The 20296-nt window shown below is 36.7% G+C and carries 22 protein-coding genes; 10 read left to right on the top strand and 12 right to left on the bottom strand.

Translation table 11 applies throughout. The features are described from left to right. Positions 1–127 precede the first annotated feature (127 nt). The 3 genes from def (at position 128) to rnjA (ending at position 2964) form a co-directional block, all read left to right on the top strand. On the top strand, positions 128–685 hold the full coding sequence (def, locus tag J2R98_RS01215; protein WP_307065311.1) for a peptide deformylase: 558 nt from the start codon (positions 128–130) through the stop codon (positions 683–685). A 397-nt stretch (positions 686–1082) separates the two neighbouring features. Then, the gene (locus J2R98_RS01210) at positions 1083–1292 is read left to right on the top strand and encodes a DNA-dependent RNA polymerase subunit epsilon (protein WP_307065309.1); all 210 of its coding nucleotides are present in this window, start codon (positions 1083–1085) and stop codon (positions 1290–1292) included. A gap of 4 nt (positions 1293–1296) precedes the next feature. Continuing rightward, positions 1297–2964 carry a ribonuclease J1 gene (rnjA, locus tag J2R98_RS01205; protein WP_307065306.1) on the top strand — a complete coding sequence of 556 codons (1668 nt, stop codon included), beginning with the start codon at positions 1297–1299 and terminating at the stop codon, positions 2962–2964. A 79-nt stretch (positions 2965–3043) separates the two neighbouring features. Here the strand turns inward: rnjA and J2R98_RS01200 are convergent, their stop codons facing one another. The 5 genes from J2R98_RS01200 to J2R98_RS01180 form a co-directional block, all read right to left on the bottom strand. After that, a complete protein-coding gene (locus J2R98_RS01200; RefSeq protein ID WP_307065304.1) occupies positions 3044–3712 on the bottom strand; it encodes a potassium channel family protein in 669 nt (222 codons plus the stop codon). Positions 3713–3856: 144 nt separating this feature from the next. Next, positions 3857–5680, bottom strand: coding sequence for an ABC transporter ATP-binding protein (locus tag J2R98_RS01195; RefSeq protein WP_307065302.1), 1824 nt, complete (start codon positions 5678–5680; stop codon positions 3857–3859). Positions 5681–5694: 14 nt separating this feature from the next. Beyond that, a complete protein-coding gene (locus J2R98_RS01190) occupies positions 5695–7446 on the bottom strand; it encodes an ABC transporter ATP-binding protein (protein ID WP_307065300.1) in 1752 nt (583 codons plus the stop codon). A 184-nt stretch (positions 7447–7630) separates the two neighbouring features. Continuing rightward, complete coding sequence (locus J2R98_RS01185) at positions 7631–8071, bottom strand: TlpA family protein disulfide reductase (protein ID WP_307065298.1); 441 nt, start codon at positions 8069–8071, stop codon at positions 7631–7633. Positions 8072–8161: 90 nt separating this feature from the next. Beyond that, complete coding sequence (locus J2R98_RS01180; protein WP_307065296.1) at positions 8162–8704, bottom strand: peroxiredoxin; 543 nt, start codon at positions 8702–8704, stop codon at positions 8162–8164. Between the two features lie 213 nt (positions 8705–8917). Between J2R98_RS01180 and J2R98_RS01175 the strand changes: the two genes are divergently transcribed. Together J2R98_RS01175 and J2R98_RS01170 are read left to right on the top strand one after the other, a co-directional pair. Beyond that, a complete protein-coding gene (locus J2R98_RS01175; protein ID WP_307065294.1) occupies positions 8918–9742 on the top strand; it encodes a mechanosensitive ion channel family protein in 825 nt (274 codons plus the stop codon). 71 nt (positions 9743–9813) lie between these two features. Further along, on the top strand, positions 9814–11148 hold the full coding sequence (locus J2R98_RS01170; protein ID WP_307065292.1) for an FAD-dependent oxidoreductase: 1335 nt from the start codon (positions 9814–9816) through the stop codon (positions 11146–11148). 85 nt (positions 11149–11233) lie between these two features. Here the strand turns inward: J2R98_RS01170 and J2R98_RS01165 are convergent, their stop codons facing one another. The 3 genes from J2R98_RS01165 to cbpB all read right to left on the bottom strand — a co-directional run bounded on the left by J2R98_RS01165 (position 11234) and on the right by cbpB (position 13705). Further along, positions 11234–12346: an N-acetyldiaminopimelate deacetylase gene (locus tag J2R98_RS01165; RefSeq protein ID WP_307065290.1), complete on the bottom strand. Its 1113-nt coding sequence runs from the start codon at positions 12344–12346 to the stop codon at positions 11234–11236. Positions 12347–12439: 93 nt separating this feature from the next. Next, positions 12440–13156, bottom strand: coding sequence for a 2,3,4,5-tetrahydropyridine-2,6-dicarboxylate N-acetyltransferase (dapD, locus tag J2R98_RS01160; protein WP_307065287.1), 717 nt, complete (start codon positions 13154–13156; stop codon positions 12440–12442). A 99-nt stretch (positions 13157–13255) separates the two neighbouring features. Continuing rightward, positions 13256–13705, bottom strand: a complete 450-nt coding sequence (gene cbpB, locus J2R98_RS01155; RefSeq protein ID WP_307065285.1) for a cyclic-di-AMP-binding protein CbpB — start codon at positions 13703–13705, stop codon at positions 13256–13258. Between the two features lie 144 nt (positions 13706–13849). On the opposite strand from cbpB, the gene trhA reads away from it, so the two are divergent. Then, positions 13850–14488 (top strand): PAQR family membrane homeostasis protein TrhA, encoded by a 639-nt coding sequence (trhA, locus tag J2R98_RS01150; RefSeq protein WP_307065283.1) that lies wholly within the window; start codon positions 13850–13852, stop codon positions 14486–14488. A 47-nt stretch (positions 14489–14535) separates the two neighbouring features. On the opposite strand, the gene fadH is transcribed toward trhA, so the two are convergent. Next, complete coding sequence (fadH, locus tag J2R98_RS01145) at positions 14536–15303, bottom strand: 2,4-dienoyl-CoA reductase (protein ID WP_307065281.1); 768 nt, start codon at positions 15301–15303, stop codon at positions 14536–14538. A 199-nt stretch (positions 15304–15502) separates the two neighbouring features. On the opposite strand from fadH, the gene J2R98_RS01140 reads away from it, so the two are divergent. Together J2R98_RS01140 and J2R98_RS01135 are read left to right on the top strand one after the other, a co-directional pair. After that, positions 15503–16375, top strand: a complete 873-nt coding sequence (locus J2R98_RS01140; RefSeq protein WP_307065280.1) for a metallophosphoesterase — start codon at positions 15503–15505, stop codon at positions 16373–16375. A 101-nt stretch (positions 16376–16476) separates the two neighbouring features. Next, the gene (locus J2R98_RS01135; RefSeq protein WP_307065278.1) at positions 16477–17073 is read left to right on the top strand and encodes an SCO family protein; all 597 of its coding nucleotides are present in this window, start codon (positions 16477–16479) and stop codon (positions 17071–17073) included. Positions 17074–17111: 38 nt separating this feature from the next. Here J2R98_RS01135 and J2R98_RS01130 read toward each other — a convergent pair whose 3' ends face one another. Then, the gene (locus tag J2R98_RS01130; protein ID WP_307065276.1) at positions 17112–17303 is read right to left on the bottom strand and encodes a hypothetical protein; all 192 of its coding nucleotides are present in this window, start codon (positions 17301–17303) and stop codon (positions 17112–17114) included. A gap of 75 nt (positions 17304–17378) precedes the next feature. Beyond that, positions 17379–17726: a hypothetical protein gene (locus J2R98_RS01125; RefSeq protein WP_307065273.1), complete on the bottom strand. Its 348-nt coding sequence runs from the start codon at positions 17724–17726 to the stop codon at positions 17379–17381. 76 nt (positions 17727–17802) lie between these two features. Here J2R98_RS01125 and J2R98_RS01120 point away from each other — a divergent pair, with 76 nt between their 5' ends. Then, positions 17803–18957: an aminotransferase A gene (locus J2R98_RS01120; protein ID WP_307065271.1), complete on the top strand. Its 1155-nt coding sequence runs from the start codon at positions 17803–17805 to the stop codon at positions 18955–18957. 76 nt (positions 18958–19033) lie between these two features. On the opposite strand, the gene J2R98_RS01115 is transcribed toward J2R98_RS01120, so the two are convergent. Continuing rightward, positions 19034–19222: an aspartyl-phosphate phosphatase Spo0E family protein gene (locus tag J2R98_RS01115; RefSeq protein ID WP_017185883.1), complete on the bottom strand. Its 189-nt coding sequence runs from the start codon at positions 19220–19222 to the stop codon at positions 19034–19036. A gap of 293 nt (positions 19223–19515) precedes the next feature. Between J2R98_RS01115 and lepB the strand changes: the two genes are divergently transcribed. After that, the gene (lepB, locus tag J2R98_RS01110; protein ID WP_307065268.1) at positions 19516–20025 is read left to right on the top strand and encodes a signal peptidase I; all 510 of its coding nucleotides are present in this window, start codon (positions 19516–19518) and stop codon (positions 20023–20025) included. Positions 20026–20296: the final 271 nt, after the last annotated feature.

The raw sequence follows: 20296 nt of genomic DNA, 5'->3' as shown, positions 1-20296 counted from the left end.
TATCAAACAGTATACCATAATTTATAGAACAAAAATATTACGGATTAATTATGATTTCAAAAGAATTGTGATAAAATAACTATAGCAAACTAAGGTTTATACATAAGGCTAGAAAGGGATGAAATAAATGATTACGATGGACGATATCGTACGTGAAGGGCATGAAGTTTTAAGACAAAAAGCAGAAGAAGTTAAACTTCCCCCTAATGATGAAGACAAACAAACATTAGATGAAATGTTACAATACGTTAAAAACAGTCAAGATGAACAAATGGCAGAAAAATATGGCTTGAGACCTGGTGTTGGTCTTGCCGCACCGCAAATTGGCCTTACAAAACGTATGATCGCTGTTCATTTCACCGATTTTAATAACCGTGAATTTAGTTACGGTTTATTTAACCCTAAAATTATGAGCCATTCTGTGGAACGTACTTATTTACCAAGTGGAGAAGGTTGTTTAAGCGTTGATCGTGATGTACCAGGAATTGTACCTCGTTATGCACGAATTACAGTAAAAGCAACTACTTTAGAAGGTGAAGAAGTTAAGTTAAGACTTAAAGGGTACGCAGCAATAGTATTCCAACATGAAATTGACCATTTAAATGGAATAATGTTTTATGACCATATTAATCAAGAAGATCCTTTAACCCCTCCTGCTGATGCTGTATCTGCAGAAGAGCTATAAATTTAATTCTTTTATTTAAAGTGCTGAATTGATATTTTCAGTACTTTTTTATATTTATCATTTTAATTATAGACTTAAACAGTATATAATAAAGGTAAGAAGTGGATAATAAACTAAAGAATACGCACTATTCATTACAGTCTTTATGTAGTAACGTCCCCTATATCATACTGAAAGGAGATGTATGATATAATGTTAAAACGTTTACGAGAAAAGATTAAAAACCGCCTTAAAAGATTATTAAGATCAAAACAAGGCTTAAATACGATTGATATTAATAAAGATTAACTGGTTCAACCACCATACTTAATATTGTTTTATAATGCAAAATTGCATTTTATATAGCTATACGGATAGGAATGCACGTTCTAAAACACCAAAACAAGGAGAGTAAATAATGATTTTTAAAGTGTTATACCAAGAAGACATTTCAGAATCACCTGTACGTGAAGAAACAAAATCAATGTACATTGAAGCTGAAAGTAAACGTGAAGTCCGTAAAAAGCTAGCAGACCGTAATTACAATATTGAACATGTCCAAGAGCTAAGTGAGTCACACTTAGCTTACGAACAACAATCCGAAAACTATAAAGTGGAGAATCTGTAACGATATGAAGTTTGTTAAAAACGATCAAGTTGCAATTTTCGCTTTAGGTGGTCTTGGTGAGATCGGTAAAAATACGTATGGTATCCAATTTCAAGATGAAATTATTCTAATAGATGCCGGTATTAAATTCCCTGAAGACGAATTGTTAGGGATCGACTATGTTATTCCTGACTATACTTACTTAATTCAAAACCAAGACAAAATTAAAGGGTTGTTTATTACACACGGACACGAAGACCACATTGGTGGGATTCCTTATTTACTAAGAGAAATGAATATTCCAATTTACGGTGGAAAGCTAGCAATCGGATTACTTAGAAACAAGTTAGATGAACACGGTTTATTACGTAGCGCTAACTTAAATGAAATTCAAGAAGACGATGTCATTAAATTCCGCAAAACGTCCGTCACATTTTTCCGAGTGACACACAGTATTCCCGATGCGTTCGGAATAGTCGTCAAAACACCACCTGGTAATATTGTTCATACAGGAGACTTTAAGTTTGACTTTACACCAGTTGGTGAACCAGCCAACCTAACAAAGATGGCTGAAATCGGTGCTGAAGGTGTGCTTTGCTTACTATCTGATAGTACAAATAGTGAGATTCCAGGCTTCACTCTATCTGAAAGTGTTGTAGGAAAAAGCATTCAAGATATTTTCGATAATGTTGAAGGCCGAATTATTTTCGCTACATTCGCATCGAATATTTACCGCTTACAACAAGTTGTTCAATCAGCAGTCCAAAACGGGCGGAAAATTGTTGTATTCGGACGCAGTATGGAAAATGCGATTAAAATCGGTCAGAAGCTTGGTTATATACAAGCGCCGAAAGATACATTTATCGAACCGAACCAAATTAACAAAGTTCCTAGTGATGAATTAGTCATTTTATGTACTGGTTCACAAGGTGAAACATTGGCTGCATTATCAAGAATTGCAAACGGTACACACCGTCATATACAAATTCAACCAGATGATACAGTTGTCTTTTCTTCTTCACCAATCCCTGGTAACACGATAAGCATTAATCGTAATATTAATAAGCTATATCGTGCTGGCGCGAATGTTATTCACGGATCATTAAATGACATTCACACTTCAGGTCATGGTGGACAAGAAGAACAAAAATTAATGCTACGCCTAATGCAACCGAAATATTTTATGCCAATTCACGGTGAATACCGCATGTTAGCAGAACATATTAACTTAGCTGAAAACTCTGGTGTACCAAGTAAAAACAGCTTTATTATGGACAACGGTGATGTATTAGCTATTGGCAAAAATAAAGTCGGTGTAGCAGGAAAGATTCCATCCGGCTCTGTCTATGTAGACGGTAGTGGAATCGGAGATATCGGTAACATCGTCTTAAGAGATAGAAGAATTCTATCTGAAGAAGGCTTAGTTATTGTAGTCGTCAGTATTGATATGAAAGAATTTAAGATTGCTTCTGGACCTGACATTATTTCAAGAGGTTTCGTCTACATGAGAGAATCTGAAGACTTAATTAAAGATGCTCAAGGTTTAGTTGCAAACCATTTAGAAAAAGTAATGGAACGAAAGACGACACAATGGTCTGAGATCAAAAATGAAATTACCGATACGATCCAACCATTCCTATATGACAAAACGAAACGTAGACCAATGATTTTACCAATTATTATGGAAGTATAATCGAATTCATTCCTATCCAAATAGCCGAAAAAAGCACCCCATAGCAATCGCTATGGGGTTTGTTATCGTTCTTATTTAATTAATCTTCGATGACTAACACTTTCTCAAAGCGATGAATGTCTTTATCGGAGCCTATCACAATAATAATATCTCCTTTTTGAATAACATCATGAGCCATAGGCGAAACGTTAATCTCTTTTCCGCGTTTAATCGCTACAACGTTACATCCAAAACGTGCACGAATGTCTAAATCAATTAAAGTTTCACCATCCATACGATCTCCAGCTTTAACTTCAACAACACTATGTTCATCTGATAACTCTAAGTAATCTAAAATATTACTTGAAATGATACTATGAGCGATTCTTCTGCCCATATCACGCTCAGGGTGTACTATTTCATCTGCTCCAATTTTATTTAATACTTTTTCGTGATAATCATTTTGCGCTTTGACAGTAATTGTTGGGATCCCTAACTCTTTAACGATTAACGTCGTTAAAATACTGGCGTGCACATTGTCTCCAATTGCAACAATAACGTGATCTATATTTCTAAAACCTAAATCCTTTAATGCGATTTCATCTGTTGAATCGGCAATGACAGCATGAGAGGCAACTTCTTTATATTCATTAACCTTCTCTTCATCATTATCGATTGCTAATACTTCCATTCCTTCACGACTTAACTCTTTGCATATGCTTCCACCAAAACGACCAAGACCGATCACGGCATATAAGCGCTTTCCCATCTGCCTTCCTCCTATACTACACAATCTTCAAGTAGTCTATCATATTATAACGTATTTGTAACAAATAATGGTGAAAATGTACCCAATGTTGACAAAATTGAACCCACAAAAGACAAATAGCTGGCCGCAGCCAGCTATTTTATCTTATAGATCATCTAACATTTGAAATTGTGACTTAACTAAACCGTAATACTCACCTTGTTTCTCCATTAACTCATCATGATTACCTTGCTCTAAAATCTTACCGTGTTCTAAAACAATAATATTATCTGACTCACGAATCGTTGATAGACGGTGCGCGATAATAATTGATGTACGTCCACTTAATAATCTCTTTAAAGCCTTTTGGATCTTCACTTCTGTTTCAGTATCAATACTAGCTGTTGCTTCATCTAAGATGATAATTTTCGGATCAGCTAATAATGCACGAGCGAATGATAACAATTGACGTTCACCTGCTGATAAGATGTTACCTCTTTCTTCTACTTCTGTTTCATACCCTTCAGCTAAACGCTGAATGAAATCGTCCGCTCCAACCACTGTGGCCGCTTCAATAACTTCCTCATCAGAAGCATCAGGTCGACCGAAACGAATGTTTTCCATAATGGTACCTGAGAAAATAAATGTATCTTGTAGTACTACACTAATCTTCTGACGTAAGTCATCTAGTTTCACATCACGTAGATCATGCCCATCAACCTTGACAGCACCTTTAGTCGGGTCATAAAAGCGATTAATCAAGTTAGCAATCGTCGTCTTACCTGAACCTGTATGACCAACTAAAGCCACAGATTGACCTGGCTTCATCTCTAATGAAATTTCATGCAGGGCAATACGTTCTTCATCATAAGCAAACTGCACTTGATCGAACTCTATATGTCCTTCAATATCGTCTAAAGACTTAGCATTCTCTTTTTCTTTTACATTCGGCTCTTCATCTAAAAACTCAAAAATACGTTCAGATGCTGACATTGCCATTAACAATTGGTTATACATTTGACCAAGTCTAGAAATTGGTTCCCAGAACATATTCATAAATAAAGCGAATGTAATAAATACACCAACTGTCACATTACCATTAATGATTAAGAATGAACCAAATGCTAAAAGAATCGCAACGCCAAACGCATTACTCATTTCTACAAACGGTCTAAACATTGCACTTTTTCTTGTAGCATTCTTCCAGTTCGCAAAGTTGTCAGTATTAACACCATCGAAAAACTCCGTGTTCTCCTTCTCTTGAGCGAAAGATTGAGTAATACGAATGCCTTGCATACTCTCATTCAAGTGAGAGTTTAAGCGTGATTGCTGAATTCTCACTTGTTGCCAAGAACGGCGGATGTTTTTACGTAACCGTGTTGAAATGTAGAACATAATTGGAATAATTATAACAACTGCAGCCGCTAATTCTGGACTTAAGACAAACAATATAACGACAATAGTTGTTATTGTAATAACGTCCATGATCAAGTTAATAATTCCGTTTGTAAATAGTTCTTGTAATGAATTAATGTCATTCATAATTCTTACGATAATACTTCCAGCTGATCGATTATCAAAAAATCGATTCGATAATCTTTGAACGTGCGAGAACAAGTGTTTACGCAAGTCGTATATCACATTTTGTCCGAGCAAGTTGACATACTTTATTCGCACCATATTACCGATGTAACTTAGTCCATATAAAATGGCTATCCCTACAATTAACTGCATGAGTAGATTAGCGTCATTATTTTCTATGGCCATGTCAAATGCCACTGTACCAATTAAAATTGGCACTACGATTCTAACGACTGTTGATACTAACATCGCAATGATTGCAATCGGTAAAATCGTTTTGGCATATGGTTTTAAATACTGTAATAGCCTCACAAGCTGTTGCCAGTTAAACGGTTTGTCAACGGCAACATCTTGCGTATAGTGAAATCGTTTTAAGTGAGGGCTTTCTTTCCTCGTTTCAGTAGCCATTTTGCTCCCTCCTTCTAAACATGTTGCTTACCTAGGATTGCTTCTTTATCTTGGTACTGAATGTCATAAATACGTTGATATGGTCCATTGTTTTGTAGTAAATAGTCGTGTTTGCCACGTTCAACAATTTCACCATCTTCTAACACTAAAATTTCATCCGCATGTTTTAAAGATGAAATACGGTGTGCAATGATAAACGTCGTTCTGTCATGCATCACTTCTTTTAAGGCAGATTGAATCTTAAACTCTGTTTGCATATCGACTGCACTTGTCGCATCATCCAACACAAGAATGCTCGGATTAATCAATAACGCACGTGCAATTGAAATTCTTTGTTTCTGACCACCTGAAAGTCCCATTCCACGTTCACCAAGTAACGTGTCATAACCATTTGGCATTTCCATTATAAAGTCATGCGCCTGTGCACTTTTAGCAGCATCAATAATGTCATCCATAGACGCTTCTGGATTACCGTATGAAATATTTTCTTTAATAGTTGTTGAAAATAAGAATGGTTCTTGTAACACGAATCCGATATGTTTACGTAAATCTTTTAACGAGTATTCAGTTGTCGGCTTACCATCAATTAATACTTCACCTTGTTCCGGTTCATAGAAGCGTGTCATTAGTTGTGTGATGCTTGATTTACCAGAACCTGTGGCTCCAATTAACCCGACGACTTTACCTGGTGGTGCATCAAATGATATGTCCTTTAACGCTTCATCATCGTCTTCTACATACGTTAATGTCACATTGTTAAACGTCACATGTCCTTTAATACTCTCACCCTTAGGCTCGATTTGATCGTCTAATTCTAAATCAGACTCAAGAACTTCTAACAAACGCTCACCCGATGCTTTTGCTTGTGAGAACATGTTAACAACGAAACCAAAGTTCATTAGTGGCCCTAAAAACATCCAAACTAATGAAAAGAATGCCGCTAATTCACCTGGTTGTAAGCTGCCTTGCATGACGAGGTAACCACCGTACGCTAGTAGCGCAACAACCGAAACGTTACCGACAAACTCCATAAACGGCATATATTTAGCCCAAATCTTCGCTGTTTTAATATAATGATCACGGTAATTTTCACCTTTATCTTCATAACGACCAATTTCAAAATCTTCACGTGACAATGATTTTACTGTATTCATTCCTGAGATATTTTCTTGTACACGAGTATTCATACGACCAAATGATCGACGAATTCCTAAAAATGCAGGGTGTACTCGTTTATCAAACATGTATACCGATACAGCTAAAAACGGCATTACTGCGATCGTTACTAAAGCTAAAGGTACGGAGTAATAAAGCATGACAGCTAAACTGACCGTAACCATTGAGAAGACTCGTAACATTTCAGCAAAACCAAATGATAAGAAGAATCGAAACCCTTCTACGTCTGCTGTTAATCGGGACATTAAGTCACCTGTTTTAGCATTATCATAGTATTTAAAGGATAGACGTTGTAGTTTTTTATACAAGTCGTCTCGTACTTTATAAACTGTTGAAATACCAAATAAGTCCCCTAGATATTGTTGAGTATACACAGTTAATGCTTTGATCCCCATTAACACTATAAATGCAATTACAATCATAGGTATTAGTTCAAAGTTTCCAGGATAAATAACTTCATCAATTGTAAGCTGAAGTACAACTGGATATGCAGCGGTAATGACCGTTACAAATAACATTGAAATTAATGAAAATATTAAAAACCGTTTGTAAGGCCAATAATACTTTTTCAATTTTTTAAATATGTCCAAACTTTCTCCCTCACTTTCTGTTTAATCTAAAAATGCTGCTTTTATAAATATATCGGGATACGAAATAAATTTCCACCCCTTTTATTAAATTTTTTGAAAAAATTTTAAATTTCAATTTTTCCACCTATTCATCAAGGCACAAAAAAAGCTGACTAGTCATGGACTAATCAGCTCCTTACTACATTTATTTTCCTAATACACGATTAACGCGTTTCGTTAACATTTTCATACCGCTTCCGCCAGCTTGGAAGTGACGAAGATTACCTTCAGCATCAAATACGTAATACGCAGGTACATATTGGTTTTCGAATGCATCGGTTAATTTATGCTCACTATCAACGAAAATTGGTTGTGTAATGCCGTGCTCTTCTGCTACTTCTTTCACTTGATCTAAGTCTAAATCTTTTTCAGAGCGAGGCATATGAACCGCAATTACATTTAACTCATCTGAATAATCATCCCTAAATTCGTTAACCTGTGGCATTGCTTCTTTACACATGCCACAACTAACTGACCAAAAATGAAATAATGTTGGTTTATCACCAACGAGATCTTCACGTGTTACTTCGCCGTTAATCCATTCTGTTGCACCAGTAATTTCTGGCATCGGTGTACGTAGTTTCATTACTCTAACCTCCTATATATGTCACGAAAATAAAGGAGTCTAACATCTTACCAATGTTAGACCCCGTTTAAAGTGTAGCAACCTAAAAACTTATAGAGTCGTTTGACCTGGCTTCCAGTTCGCTGGGCAAAGACCACCAGTTTGTAGTGCTTGTAGTACACGTAGCGTTTCATCCACGTCACGTCCAATATCATTATGGAATACAGTAGCATACTTAAGCTCACCTTCAGGGTCAATAATGAATAGACCGCGTAACGCAATACCTTCTTCTTCTATTAGTACACCATAATCTTTTGAAACTTGATGGTTTGTATCAGCTGCTAATGGGTAGCTTAACTGCTCTAAACCGTTATCTTCACGACTAGTATTAATCCAAGCTAAGTGAGTGTGGATTGTATCAGTTGAAACACCCACCACTTCTGCATCTAAATCTTCAAACTCATCATAGCGACCAGACATCGCTGTAATTTCAGTTGGGCATACGAAAGTGAAGTCCATTGGATAGAAGAATAAAACTGTCCACTTATCCTCTTTCATATTCTCTTCAAGTGAAACCTTACCAAATTCTTTATCAGCCATTACTGCATCCATTTCAAAACGTGGTGCTTGTTTTCCTACCATGCGTTCTGCCATAGTGAATACCTCCATTATTATGTATTTGTCTTTTTACAAAAACCATTATAAATTATAACAAACGTACAAGAATCGTCAATAAAATTATAGACACGACACAATCTTGTCATACGGTACCATTATAACCATCTCTTTTTGTAGTTAAACATATGGTTAAAACTTGTCGGTTTGTGGTATATGATGAAGAGAAACTAAAAAGTAAGGAGCATTATTATGGATCTAATTAATTGGGACAACTTAATCGATTCAGCTATGACTATTGGTGGACAACTACTTTTATTAATTATTGTTTACTTAATCGTAGCTCCATTAGGTAAAAAAGCAGTAACTTCAGGTGTAGAACAAACTGCTAAACGACAGAAGTTAAGTGAAGGTCGAACAAAAACGTTACAAAACCTTCTAGTTAATGTATTTACATACGTTTTATTGTTCTTCTTCATTGTCACGTTTTTAGGTATTTTAGGAATTCCTCTTGGACCAATTCTTGCTGGTGCTGGTATCGTTGGTTTAGCGATCGGCTTTGGCGCACAAGGGCTAGTTACTGATGTTGTTACAGGGTTTTTCATTTTAGTTGAAAAACAAATTGACGTTGATGATTATGTAACAGCTGGTGGTCATGATGGAATTGTTGAAGAATTAGGCTTAAGAACGACGAAACTACGTGGATTTGACGGTACATTGCATTACATTCCTAACCGCAACATCCAAGTCGTAAACAACCATACACGTGGCAATATGCGTGCGTTAGTCGACATGAACATTGGGTATAGTGAAAACATCGATGAGGCGATTCGCGTACTACAAAACGTTTGTGATCAGTTCACAGGTGATGAACGTCTAAAAGCAGGGCCTGACGTTGTCGGAGTACAAAGCTTCGGTTCTTCAGAAGTTGTTCTACGCGTTATAGCCCAAACAGAAAAGATGGAACAATGGGGTGTTGAACGCGACTTACGTAAAGCGATGAAGGAATCTTTAGATGAGGCAGGAATAGAAATCCCATTCCCACACCATGTCGTTTTAAACAGAAATGAACAGTAATTTTAATAATAGAGCTCATGATTTCATGGGCTCTAATTTATAAGCATGAAGGTTTAAATGGGGGTGTGAATATGAAATATGTCATTATTGGTGGCGATGCAGCAGGAATGAGCGCTGCTATGCAAATTAAACGAGGCGGAAACGAACAAAATGAAATAATAACATTAGAACGAGGCGAATATTACTCTTATGGTCAATGTGGACTGCCTTACGTATTAAGTGGTCAAGTTGAATCAACCGACGATGTCATTGCTCGACCTGTCAAAGTATTTAGGGAAAAATACGGAATTGATGCGCGCATCAATCATGAAGTAACACACATTGACCATGAAAATAAATCAGTTAGTGGTCTTCAAACTGAAACTGGAGAACCATTTCAAGTAGAGTATGATCAATTACTAATCGCCACAGGTGTAAGCCCTGTACAACCTGATTGGGAAGGAATAAACTTGGGTGGCATTATGTCGATGAAGTATATTCCAGACACAGAAGCTATTAAAGCTTATATCAATCAACATCAACCTAAAACAGTTACAATTGTTGGCGGTGGCTTTATCGGTTTAGAGCTTGCTGAAAACATTGAAGAAATTGGAATAAACGTTCGAATCATTCAACGTGGTAATCAACTCATGAACCCATTTGATGAAGATATGGCAGAGCTAATCAAAGACGAAGCTAAAGAAAAAGGTGTTGAGTTAGTTTTTAGTGAATCAGTTCAATCTTTTAAAGGCCAAGAACATGTCGATACAGTTGTAACAGACAAGAATGAATATGAAACAGACATGGTATTAATCAATGTTGGAGTTAAACCAAATACAGAGATGGTTTCAGACGACTTTCACCTTGGTCCTAAAGGAGAAATGATCGTTAATGCCTATATGGAAACGAATATAGATGATGTTTATGCCGCTGGAGATTGTGCTAGTCATTATCATCGCGTGAAGCAGTTAAACGATTTCGTGCCATTAGGGACAACCGCTAACAAGCAAGGTATGATTGCTGGTATGAACATGGTTGGACAACACCGAGCATTTCAAGGAATTGTCGGCACATCGATCTTAAAGTTTTTTGACCTGGATATTGGTAGAACTGGCTTATCAGAAAAAGAAGCCAAACAATTAAATATACCGTCTGACACTGTTAAAGTCGAAACGAATGCGATTGCTGGTTATTACGAAAAAGGTCAACATGTAACAGTTAAGATCGTTTTTGATCAAAACTCTAAACGCCTTTTAGGTGGGCAAGTGATCGGTGTTATGGGCATTGATAAACGAATTGATGTGTTAGCTACAGCTCTATACCACAACATGACGACTGAAGACCTTTTAAATTTAGACTTAGCTTATGCCCCACCGTACAATGGTGTATGGGACCCTATACAACAAGCTGCAAGGAGAACTTTATAATTTTTATAGAGGCAACAGAGCGACAGGTGCTATATAATTAAGTTACACTCAATAAGAAAGGTTGGCGCGTTAGCACCAACCTTTTTTACGACTTCATCATATTTACAACTGCTTCAATACCCACTTCAATAGCCTCTTCTTTCGGATTTAACTTACTGTTATGCAACCCATACTCTGAATCAACACCTAACCAGAACATAAAGCCACGTAATTCTTTTAACATATACCCGAAATCTTCACCTGTCATCGCTTCTTCTGCCTCGATGAACTCTATACTCGTGTTACTCAAAGCATCTTTAAAACGTTCAACATATTCCCCATCATTATGAACCATAAAATAATTCGCACCGTAATCTACACTCGTTTGACACTCATACCTCACTTCAATTCCACATAAAATACGCTCGATTGATTGTTTAATTTCTGGCATTGTCTTCGCTGCAGTCGTTCGAATTGTCCCTTCAACTCGAGCATGTTCAGGAATGATATTTTGCACTGTACCTGCTTCCATTTTTCCTAATGTCACAACAGCATCTTCTAATGGATTTACCATACGACCCACAACTTGCTGTAATTGGACGTTAAATGCACTTGCTGCCATCATCATATCTTTCGTTTCATGCGGGTAAGCTGCATGACCACCTTTTCCGTGAAAGTCGATAAACAGTTCACTTGTATTAGCAAACAGAAGCCCTTCTTTCGATGCAACAGTTCCAACTGGACGCTTTGGATCAACGTGTAAAGCAAAAATATAATCGATCTCATACTGTTTCATTTCTTCACTCTCAAGCATTGGCTGTGCCCCACCTGGCCCTTCTTCTGCCGGTTGGAACACAAACAATGCATTATGCTCGATTCGCTCTTGAACAACTTGTGTTAATGAACCTAAAGCAATTGTCATATGTAAATCGTGACCACAAGCATGCATTCTTCCTTCGTGTTGTGAAACGAAATCTAAACCTGTCTCTTCAGTAATCGGTAAACCGTCAATATCAGCACGATAGGCAACCGTCTGATCACCTACTGTTCCTTCCGCATATACGAAAATACCTGTCTTCCACGTTGTCACAGTTATGTGTTCTTGAGGCAATGTCTTAATATAATCAAGTAAATATTGTTGTGTTTTAAATTCTTGAAAACCTAATTCAGGGATTTGGTGTAAATCACGTCTTATTTTAACCCAACTAGCATTCGTCATAGTTATTTCAAACCTTTCAATTTATGTATAGAAATTTTAAAAAAGCGGAAATCACCAATGTGATTCCCGCTTTTAATTATGAATGATGAATTTTTAGTTGTCTAGTTTACGTAGTTCTTGTTTGATTTCTGTTTTGTTACGAGTTTGCTCATCTATTTCCTTAATCTTTTTAGCTGGTGTACCTGCAACAACAGTGTTTGGCGCAACATCTTCAGTTACGATTGAACCTGCAGCAACAACTGCTCCTTCACCTACTGTTACACCTTCTAAAATAACAGCGTTTGCACCTACAACTGCTCCATCTTCAACGACTACTGGCTTTGCAGAAGGTGGCTCGATTACACCTGCTAGAACAGAACCTGCACCAATGTGGCAATTCTTACCTACTGTTGCACGACCGCCTAATACAACGTTCATGTCGATCATTGTACCTTCGCCAACAACTGCTCCAATGTTAATTGCAGCACCTAGCATAATAACTGCACCGTCACCAATTTCAACTTGGTCACGAATAATCGCACCAGGCTCAATACGTGCATTAACATCTTTAAGGTCTAATGTTGGGATTGCTGAATTACGGCGATCATTTTCGATCACGTAATCTTCAATTGCCGCTTCATGCTTTGCTAATTCTTCTTTAACAACGCTCCACTCACCAAAGATCACACCTGAATTCCCTGTAATAAATGCTTGCACATCTTCATGAAATGCAACATTTTCTAGGTCACCTTTAACGTATACTTTGACTGGTGTTGATTTTTTAGCGTTTGAAATAAAGTTAATAATTTCGTTTGCATCCATTTGGTTCATCGTAAAATCCTCCATCTATGTTTCTTTTTACTATTTTAATTTATCAAAGGATTTAGGTCTGTTACAAGCAATTTATTACCTTTGACTAAAAATCTTTTATTATGATTTGTTACGTGTTCTGTAATATTCATTGCGGTATTCTTTTAATAATTGTCTTCTCGTTATAATACCTTGCATTTGTTGGTCTTCATCAACAACGCAGACAAAATTATAATCAATTAACTCATGTAACGCCTGCTCAATCGTATCATCGATTAGTAGTGTAGGAATTTCGTGATCCATGCAATCACTTACCGTCTTCTCTTCTAATTGTTCAACTTCAATCTTTTCAACACCAAACATAGCTTCTAAAATATTTGATTTGCTAATAATGCCTTCAAATTTTCCGTGGAAATCTAATACAGGCACTGCATTATAACCAGTTTTAGTTAGGACTAACAGGGCGTGTTCTAGCGGATTACTGTTTTGTACGTGTGCTACTTTTTCTGCATCGATCATCTTTTCCTGCACAAGAGTTGTCGCTAAATCAAACTCTTTTGTATCTAGCATGATTGTCCTCCTCATCAAACGAAACCAATTCAAAATTGTCTCGTTTCCAAAAACAATTTTAACATAAATCTTGATTTTTGGATAATGTTTAACTTAGATTTAAAATGAGCTATACTTGTTAAATAGAAAAGAGGGATTAGTTTTATGCCATATGCGTATTCAAGAAAAGAAGAAGCTGCAAATGCCATTACACACGGCTTAGGAGCTTTGCTTAGTATAGCCGGCCTTGTCGTCTTAATTGTATTTGCTTCTTTAAACGGCAGCCCGTGGCAAGTTGTATCAGTAAGTATTTATGGAACAACGATGTTAATGATGTATTTATCTTCAACAATTCTCCATAGTTTAAAGCCGGGTAAGGCCAAAGATATCTTTTTATTTATCGACCACTCATCGATTTATCTATTTATCGCGGGAACTTACACACCAATTTTATTAGTTTTATTAAGAGGCCCGATCGGTTGGACCGTGTTAGGTGTTGTTTGGGGGGTAGCGATTTTAGGGATTGTATTTAAAATCTTTTTCGTACATAGATTTATGGTCGTCTCTACTTTACTTTACATAGTCCTTGGCTGGTTTATCGTGTTCGTATGGCGGCCACTATCAGCGGAGATGGAATTAACGGGGTTAATTTATTTAATTATCGGGGGAATCTTATATTCTGTCGGAAGCATATTTTACATGTGGCGAGGTTTTCCATACCACCATGCTGTTTGGCATGTATTTGTCATAGCAGGTAGTGCGTTTCACTTTTTTGCGATTCTGTTCTATATCGTGTTGGCTTAAGAAAAAGGGGTATTTTACCGGTGAGTCTTACCTCACCGGTTTTATTTTTAAAACGGATACTGATTCAGCGACTGTCCACCATCTAATGTGATAACTTCACCGTTTAAATATTTCGCTTTGTCTGACAGCATAAAGTAAGCAAGCTCACCAATCTCTTCAGGTTCACCTAAACGTTCAAGTGGTACTGATTTAATCGTACGTTTTGCTGCTTCTTCTGACTCCCAAAGCTTATCTGCTCCACCAGTTCGATCAATCGGTCCTGGAGCAATCGCATTAGCACGAATTCCATAACGTCTTCCCCATTCGACAGCTAATGTGCGTGTCATCGCTAATACACCTGCTTTAGCTGAGGCTGAATGGATCACCCCTGGACCTGCATCCCATGCATAAGTTGCCACCATATTCAAAATGGTACCTTTAATGCCATTTTCAATCCAATATGTCCCAACAGCATGAGAACAATAATATGTACCGTTAAGGACAATATCAATGACTGATGTCCAACCATTAGGTGATAGCTTCTCAGCTGGCGCTATAAAATTACCTGCAGCATTGTTAACTAAATGATCGATCCTTCCATAGTGGTTAGTCACCTCTTGCACCATTCGCTCAACATCTTCTAAATTGCGAACATCCATAACAACCGTCATAACATCGCCTTTAGCATCTTGCATTATTTCATTTTTCGCTTCCATTAACTTATCTTCTTTACGACCCGTAATTGCGACTAATGCACCTTCTTGAGCGAATTTCTTCGCCATATACTTTCCCATACCGTTAGAACCACCTGTTACGATGACAACTTCATTTTTCATCTAGAACCTCTCCTTATTTAAAAACATTTACTGACTTTTAAAATGAATGAATATTCATTCTCCTTTAGTCTATTGTAACGAATTAGTTTATATTTTTCAAAATTTTATGTCATTATTATTTACAATTATATGACATGACCAACACCGGTTCTAAACATGGTATAATGAAAACAAGAATACATAAGGGATGGCTATCACTATGGCGAAACAGATGACAAGGAGATCATTTTTAAAAAGGGCAACTATTGGGACTTTCGGAACGGTTGCAACAGTCTATGGTGGCTACTATTATGCACATGATGTAGAACCATTTTGGCTAAAAGTACAAAACAACGAAATCCGCTCTCACAGAATCCCTAATTCGTTTAACAATTTTAAGATTGTTCAATTCACCGATACACACATCGGTTTTCAATATCGAAACAAAGACTTAAAGAAATTAGTAAATGCAATCCAAAACCAGCAACCTGACTTAATCGTATTTACCGGAGACTTAACTGACGACCCATCACTTATCTCAAGTGACAAATATAGAGAAATAATTAATCAATTAAGTCGTTTGGAGGCACCTTACGGAAAGTTTTGGATTTATGGCAACCATGATCATGGTGGGTATGGAACAACGACGATTTTAAACGTCATGAATGAATCTGGATTTAAGCTGTTAAAAAATGATACAGAGCAAATAGAAATTGAAAATGACTATATAAATTTGTCTGGTTTAGATGATATTTTACTTGGCAATCCTAGACCTGACCAGTTAATCAGTGATGACAATGAAGGAAACTTTAACATTTTGTTGTGTCATGAACCTGATTATGCTGATGATGTTGTTCACTTACCATTTGACCTACAATTATCAGGACATAGTCACGGTGGACAAGTTCAAATCCCTTTTTATGGTTATATAGTAACACCAGCATTAGGGCAAAAATACGTCGAAGGCAAACATACAATAGGCGATCGATTGCAACTTTTCACCTCACGAGGAGTTGGGACAACACGTCTACCTTTTCGATTTTTATGTCGTCCTGAAATCAACGTCTACAACTTAAAAACAGACTTAGCTTAATCCTTGTCAATAAATTGTTAAAATATGCTACACTTTCGGTCTTATTTTAATGATTCGACATGTTACAATATGAGTTGACGAGGAAATGGAGTTGATCAAAAATGTTTAAACACCGCAAAATAATATATGGGTTAAGTTTAATCGCAATTGCAATACTTCTTGCTGGTTGTAATGGTAGTGAAGCAAGTGAAATTGACTCAGAAATTAATATTGACATTGAACATTTCGAATACACAAACCAAGATGAAGAAACAGTAACCTTAGGTGACTTAGAAGGTACATACTGGGTCGCTAATTTTATATTTACAAATTGTAATACCGTTTGCCCACCGATGACATCAAATATGGCAAACCTTCAACAAGAAGCTGAAGACCGAGGTCTTGACGTACGATTTGTGTCATTTTCAGTTGACCCAGAATACGATGACCCTGATACTTTAAAGACATTCGCTAATCAATTTGATGCAGATTATTCGAACTGGGACTTTTTAACGGGCTATTCACAAAAGGAAATTGAAAGCTTTGCGGCGAGTTCATTCAAGCTACTCGTTTCAAAAGTAGACGGGCATGACCAAGTCAGTCACGGTACGTCATTCTTTATAGTGGACCCAGAAGGAACTGCTATTAACAACTACTCTGGAACAAGCTCTGAAGAAATGGATCAAATCATTGATGACTTAAACATCCTATTAGATTAAATTAAAAGGGATTCGTGCATTCAGCACGAATCCTTTTTTTAATCATTACGAATAACTAGATAGACGATAAAGCCGATAATCGGAAAGAAGATTGTCCCGAATAAAACAATCATCGCATACTCATTACTTTTCCCTTTACGCTTAGCATCGCGATAAGACCATACACTTGAAACGATATTTAAGACGAACAAAATTAAGATAAGTAATAAAACAAATAATATAAACTCCACTACAAATCCCCCTTATACTTGTACCATTATATGACAAGTATAAGAAGGTATGAAACTGTTTTGTCTAAAATTCTATTAAGGTGTCGTATTTCTGTTACGAATAAATTGTGATAAACTTTTACTGACTGAGTAAACCATCAAACTTAATCCAAAAGCGGAAACAGCAATTAGTAAACTTAATGTCAACTCTTTCATTCCTGTAGTACTACTTACAATTGAATGATCAGTAAAATATAAATATCCAACTATAATAATAAACATCGTTGTACTTGCAACCCAATAAGTTAACGTATGTAAACACTGCTTACTCATCCAAAAATGGATTAACGGCTTAATTAAAAAGTATAGCGAAACCATCATAACTAAAAACAATATAACAAATAAAAGATTACCCATGATAAAATTGGACAATTGATTGAACACGCTAATCCCCTCCTACAACCATTATCAACGGTTGTAGCTTCTTTTAAACATAATAGAGAAAGCTAGGTGCACTAACATGGAACAGTACATCAATCCCAACGTTAAAAATTTCGAAATATCTGGAATTCGCAAGTTCTTCAATTTAGTTTCAGGAAAAGAAGATGTTATCTCATTAACAATTGGACAACCTGACTTTCATACACCAGAACATATTAAGGAAGCGACCAAACAAGCCATTGATGATAATCAAACGACTTATACACCGAACGCTGGTATTTTACCATTACGACAAGCCATTCATGATATCACAAATGAAAAGTACGGTCTGAATTATGACCCTGAAGATGAAATCATTGTGACCGTTGGAGCTTCACAAGCAATCGACGTCACATTGAGATCCATTATTAAACCCGGTGAAGAAGTCTTATTACCTGGGCCTGTTTATCCTGGTTATGAGCCGCTCATTAAACTAGCAGGTGGTATTCCAGTTCATATCGACACGCGTGACAATGACTTTAAAATGACAGCACAATTGATCAAAGAACATATAACAGATAAAACAAAATGCGTTATTTTACCATATCCATCCAACCCTACTGGTGTCACGTTGACAGAAAATGAATTAAAAGAAATTGCTCATTTATTGAAAGATCAACCAATTTTCATCTTAGCTGATGAAATATATAGTGAGTTGACATACAATCAACCTCACATATCTATTGCAAGTTTTGAGGAAGTTCGTAAACAGACGATTGTCATACAGGGTGTATCAAAATCACATTCGATGACAGGGTTTAGAATTGGCTACTTATTAGCAGACAGAAGCATTCGTAGGCATATTTTAAAAGTTCATCAATACAATGTGTCCTGTCCAACGTCAATTAGTCAGTTTGCTGCTTTACAAGCTTTAACTGTAGGGAAAAATGATAGCGAAATAATGTGTCAATCTTACGCAGAGAGGCGCACTTACGTACTAAAGCGATTGAAACAAATGGGATTAGATGTTATTGAGCCGGATGGGGCTTTTTACGTATTTCCTAAGCTTAAAGTTTCCGATTATACTTCATTTGACTTAGGTTTGCGCTTAGTAGATGAAGCTGGGTTAGCACTTGTTCCAGGAGATGCTTTTAGTGAATATGGCCAAGGTTACATGCGCCTATCCTACGCTTATAACATGGAAGTGCTTGAAGAAGGTTTAAACCGATTAGAGAATTTCCTTTCCACTCAATAACTTAACCTTTAAAAAGCCCACTTGAATATTAGACAGTGGGCTTTACTACTTCTCTATAGTGTTGATCATACGTTCATTAATCAATTATTTGTTTACGACTTTGTGGGTCTAGTTTTAAATATTCATTAATTAATGAATCTAATTCTTGCGATAGTCTCACTGACTCACTACTCGTATACCCTTGTTCAGATGCTACATCAATCATCTGTTTACGTAATACTTCTATTCTTCTCTCTAAATATATTAAACGCTCTTGATCTTTCAATGGACCGTTTCCCCCTCAAAAAACCTTAACCTAATTAGAATATTTTATTGCCAAAATTCCGATATGTCAAAGGTTTAATCCAAATAAATTAAATTTGTTAAATAATTTTAATATACTGTTAACAAACTTTAAACAAATCTTTCACTTTTAACTGGTATATTTATAAAACATTTGGTATGTTGAAATTACTTTCACGAATATACTAATTATATGATAGGATATATATAACAAGCTTCACTAATAAGAGTACATATTAAGTACAAAGAAAGCACTTTTAGAAAGGAAGAGTCCCTTTGAAAAGAGAAATATGGGAATGGACAAAAGCTATTGTAATTGCTTTAGTCATAGCATTTATTTTACGCACTTTTGTCTTTGCAACTTCTGTGGTTGAGGGGGCTAGTATGGACCCTACTTTAGAAAGTGGAGAGCGCGTCATATTCAACAAAGCTGTTTATATTGTTGATGAGCCCGAGCGTGGTGATATCGTCATTATTCAACACCCTCACAAAAACTATGTGAAGCGTGTTATTGGATTACCAAACGAAACACTAGAAGCAAGAGACAATGTTTTATATATAGACGGAGAAGCTGTTGATGAGGGTTATCTAACCGACCACGAACTAGAGGGAACAGGCAATATCGACCCAATTGAAATTCCAGATGGACAATACTATGTCATGGGTGATAACCGTGAGATTAGTAAGGATAGCCGTAATGGACTTGGCTTAATTGAAGGCGAAGACATTATCGGCCGTTCAGAAGTGATTATCTTCCCATTTAGCAATATGTCGTTGACGAGATAAGTGAATGAGGCTAGGACAAAAGGGATAGAGTGTGGTAAAAATACGAACATTAACATTTCATTATAGTTGAGCTGGCACTTAGCGGAATCAAAATGCGGAGACTCCTGGTCGGCTAAAAACGGTCACGTCCTGCGCCTGCGGTTACTCGGCGCAAATTAAAGCGCAGAAGTTAAAGAAATCTGCATTTGTGACCAACGCCGACATTAGACCGTCCAGGTCGTCATGGCAAAGGCCAGGGTGAGACCCCAGGGATGCACCTGCGTCTTCTAGA

The sequence above is a fragment of the Alkalibacillus filiformis genome (genome assembly GCF_030814115.1).
Classification (GTDB): Bacteria; Bacillota; Bacilli; order Bacillales; family Alkalibacillaceae; genus Alkalibacillus; species Alkalibacillus filiformis.
Note: the sequence above shows the minus strand (reverse complement) of the source record. Positions and strands in the feature narration are given on the sequence as shown.

Bases quoted from the DNA above. Each gene is read 5' to 3' on its own strand.
- def (WP_307065311.1), top strand. From the start codon at position 128: ATGATTACGATGGACGATATCGTACGTGAAGGGCATGAAGTTTTAAGA.
- J2R98_RS01210 (WP_307065309.1), top strand. From the start codon at position 1,083: ATGATTTTTAAAGTGTTATACCAAGAAGACATTTCAGAATCACCTGTA.
- rnjA (WP_307065306.1), top strand. From the start codon at position 1,297: ATGAAGTTTGTTAAAAACGATCAAGTTGCAATTTTCGCTTTAGGTGGT.
- J2R98_RS01200 (WP_307065304.1), bottom strand. From the start codon at position 3,712: ATGGGAAAGCGCTTATATGCCGTGATCGGTCTTGGTCGTTTTGGTGGA.
- J2R98_RS01195 (WP_307065302.1), bottom strand. From the start codon at position 5,680: ATGGCTACTGAAACGAGGAAAGAAAGCCCTCACTTAAAACGATTTCAC.
- J2R98_RS01185 (WP_307065298.1), bottom strand. From the start codon at position 8,071: ATGAAACTACGTACACCGATGCCAGAAATTACTGGTGCAACAGAATGG.
- J2R98_RS01180 (WP_307065296.1), bottom strand. From the start codon at position 8,704: ATGGCAGAACGCATGGTAGGAAAACAAGCACCACGTTTTGAAATGGAT.
- J2R98_RS01175 (WP_307065294.1), top strand. From the start codon at position 8,918: ATGGATCTAATTAATTGGGACAACTTAATCGATTCAGCTATGACTATT.
- J2R98_RS01170 (WP_307065292.1), top strand. From the start codon at position 9,814: ATGAAATATGTCATTATTGGTGGCGATGCAGCAGGAATGAGCGCTGCT.
- J2R98_RS01165 (WP_307065290.1), bottom strand. From the start codon at position 12,346: ATGACGAATGCTAGTTGGGTTAAAATAAGACGTGATTTACACCAAATC.
- dapD (WP_307065287.1), bottom strand. From the start codon at position 13,156: ATGAACCAAATGGATGCAAACGAAATTATTAACTTTATTTCAAACGCT.
- cbpB (WP_307065285.1), bottom strand. From the start codon at position 13,705: ATGCTAGATACAAAAGAGTTTGATTTAGCGACAACTCTTGTGCAGGAA.
- trhA (WP_307065283.1), top strand. From the start codon at position 13,850: ATGCCATATGCGTATTCAAGAAAAGAAGAAGCTGCAAATGCCATTACA.
- fadH (WP_307065281.1), bottom strand. From the start codon at position 15,303: ATGAAAAATGAAGTTGTCATCGTAACAGGTGGTTCTAACGGTATGGGA.
- J2R98_RS01140 (WP_307065280.1), top strand. From the start codon at position 15,503: ATGGCGAAACAGATGACAAGGAGATCATTTTTAAAAAGGGCAACTATT.
- J2R98_RS01135 (WP_307065278.1), top strand. From the start codon at position 16,477: ATGTTTAAACACCGCAAAATAATATATGGGTTAAGTTTAATCGCAATT.
- J2R98_RS01120 (WP_307065271.1), top strand. From the start codon at position 17,803: ATGGAACAGTACATCAATCCCAACGTTAAAAATTTCGAAATATCTGGA.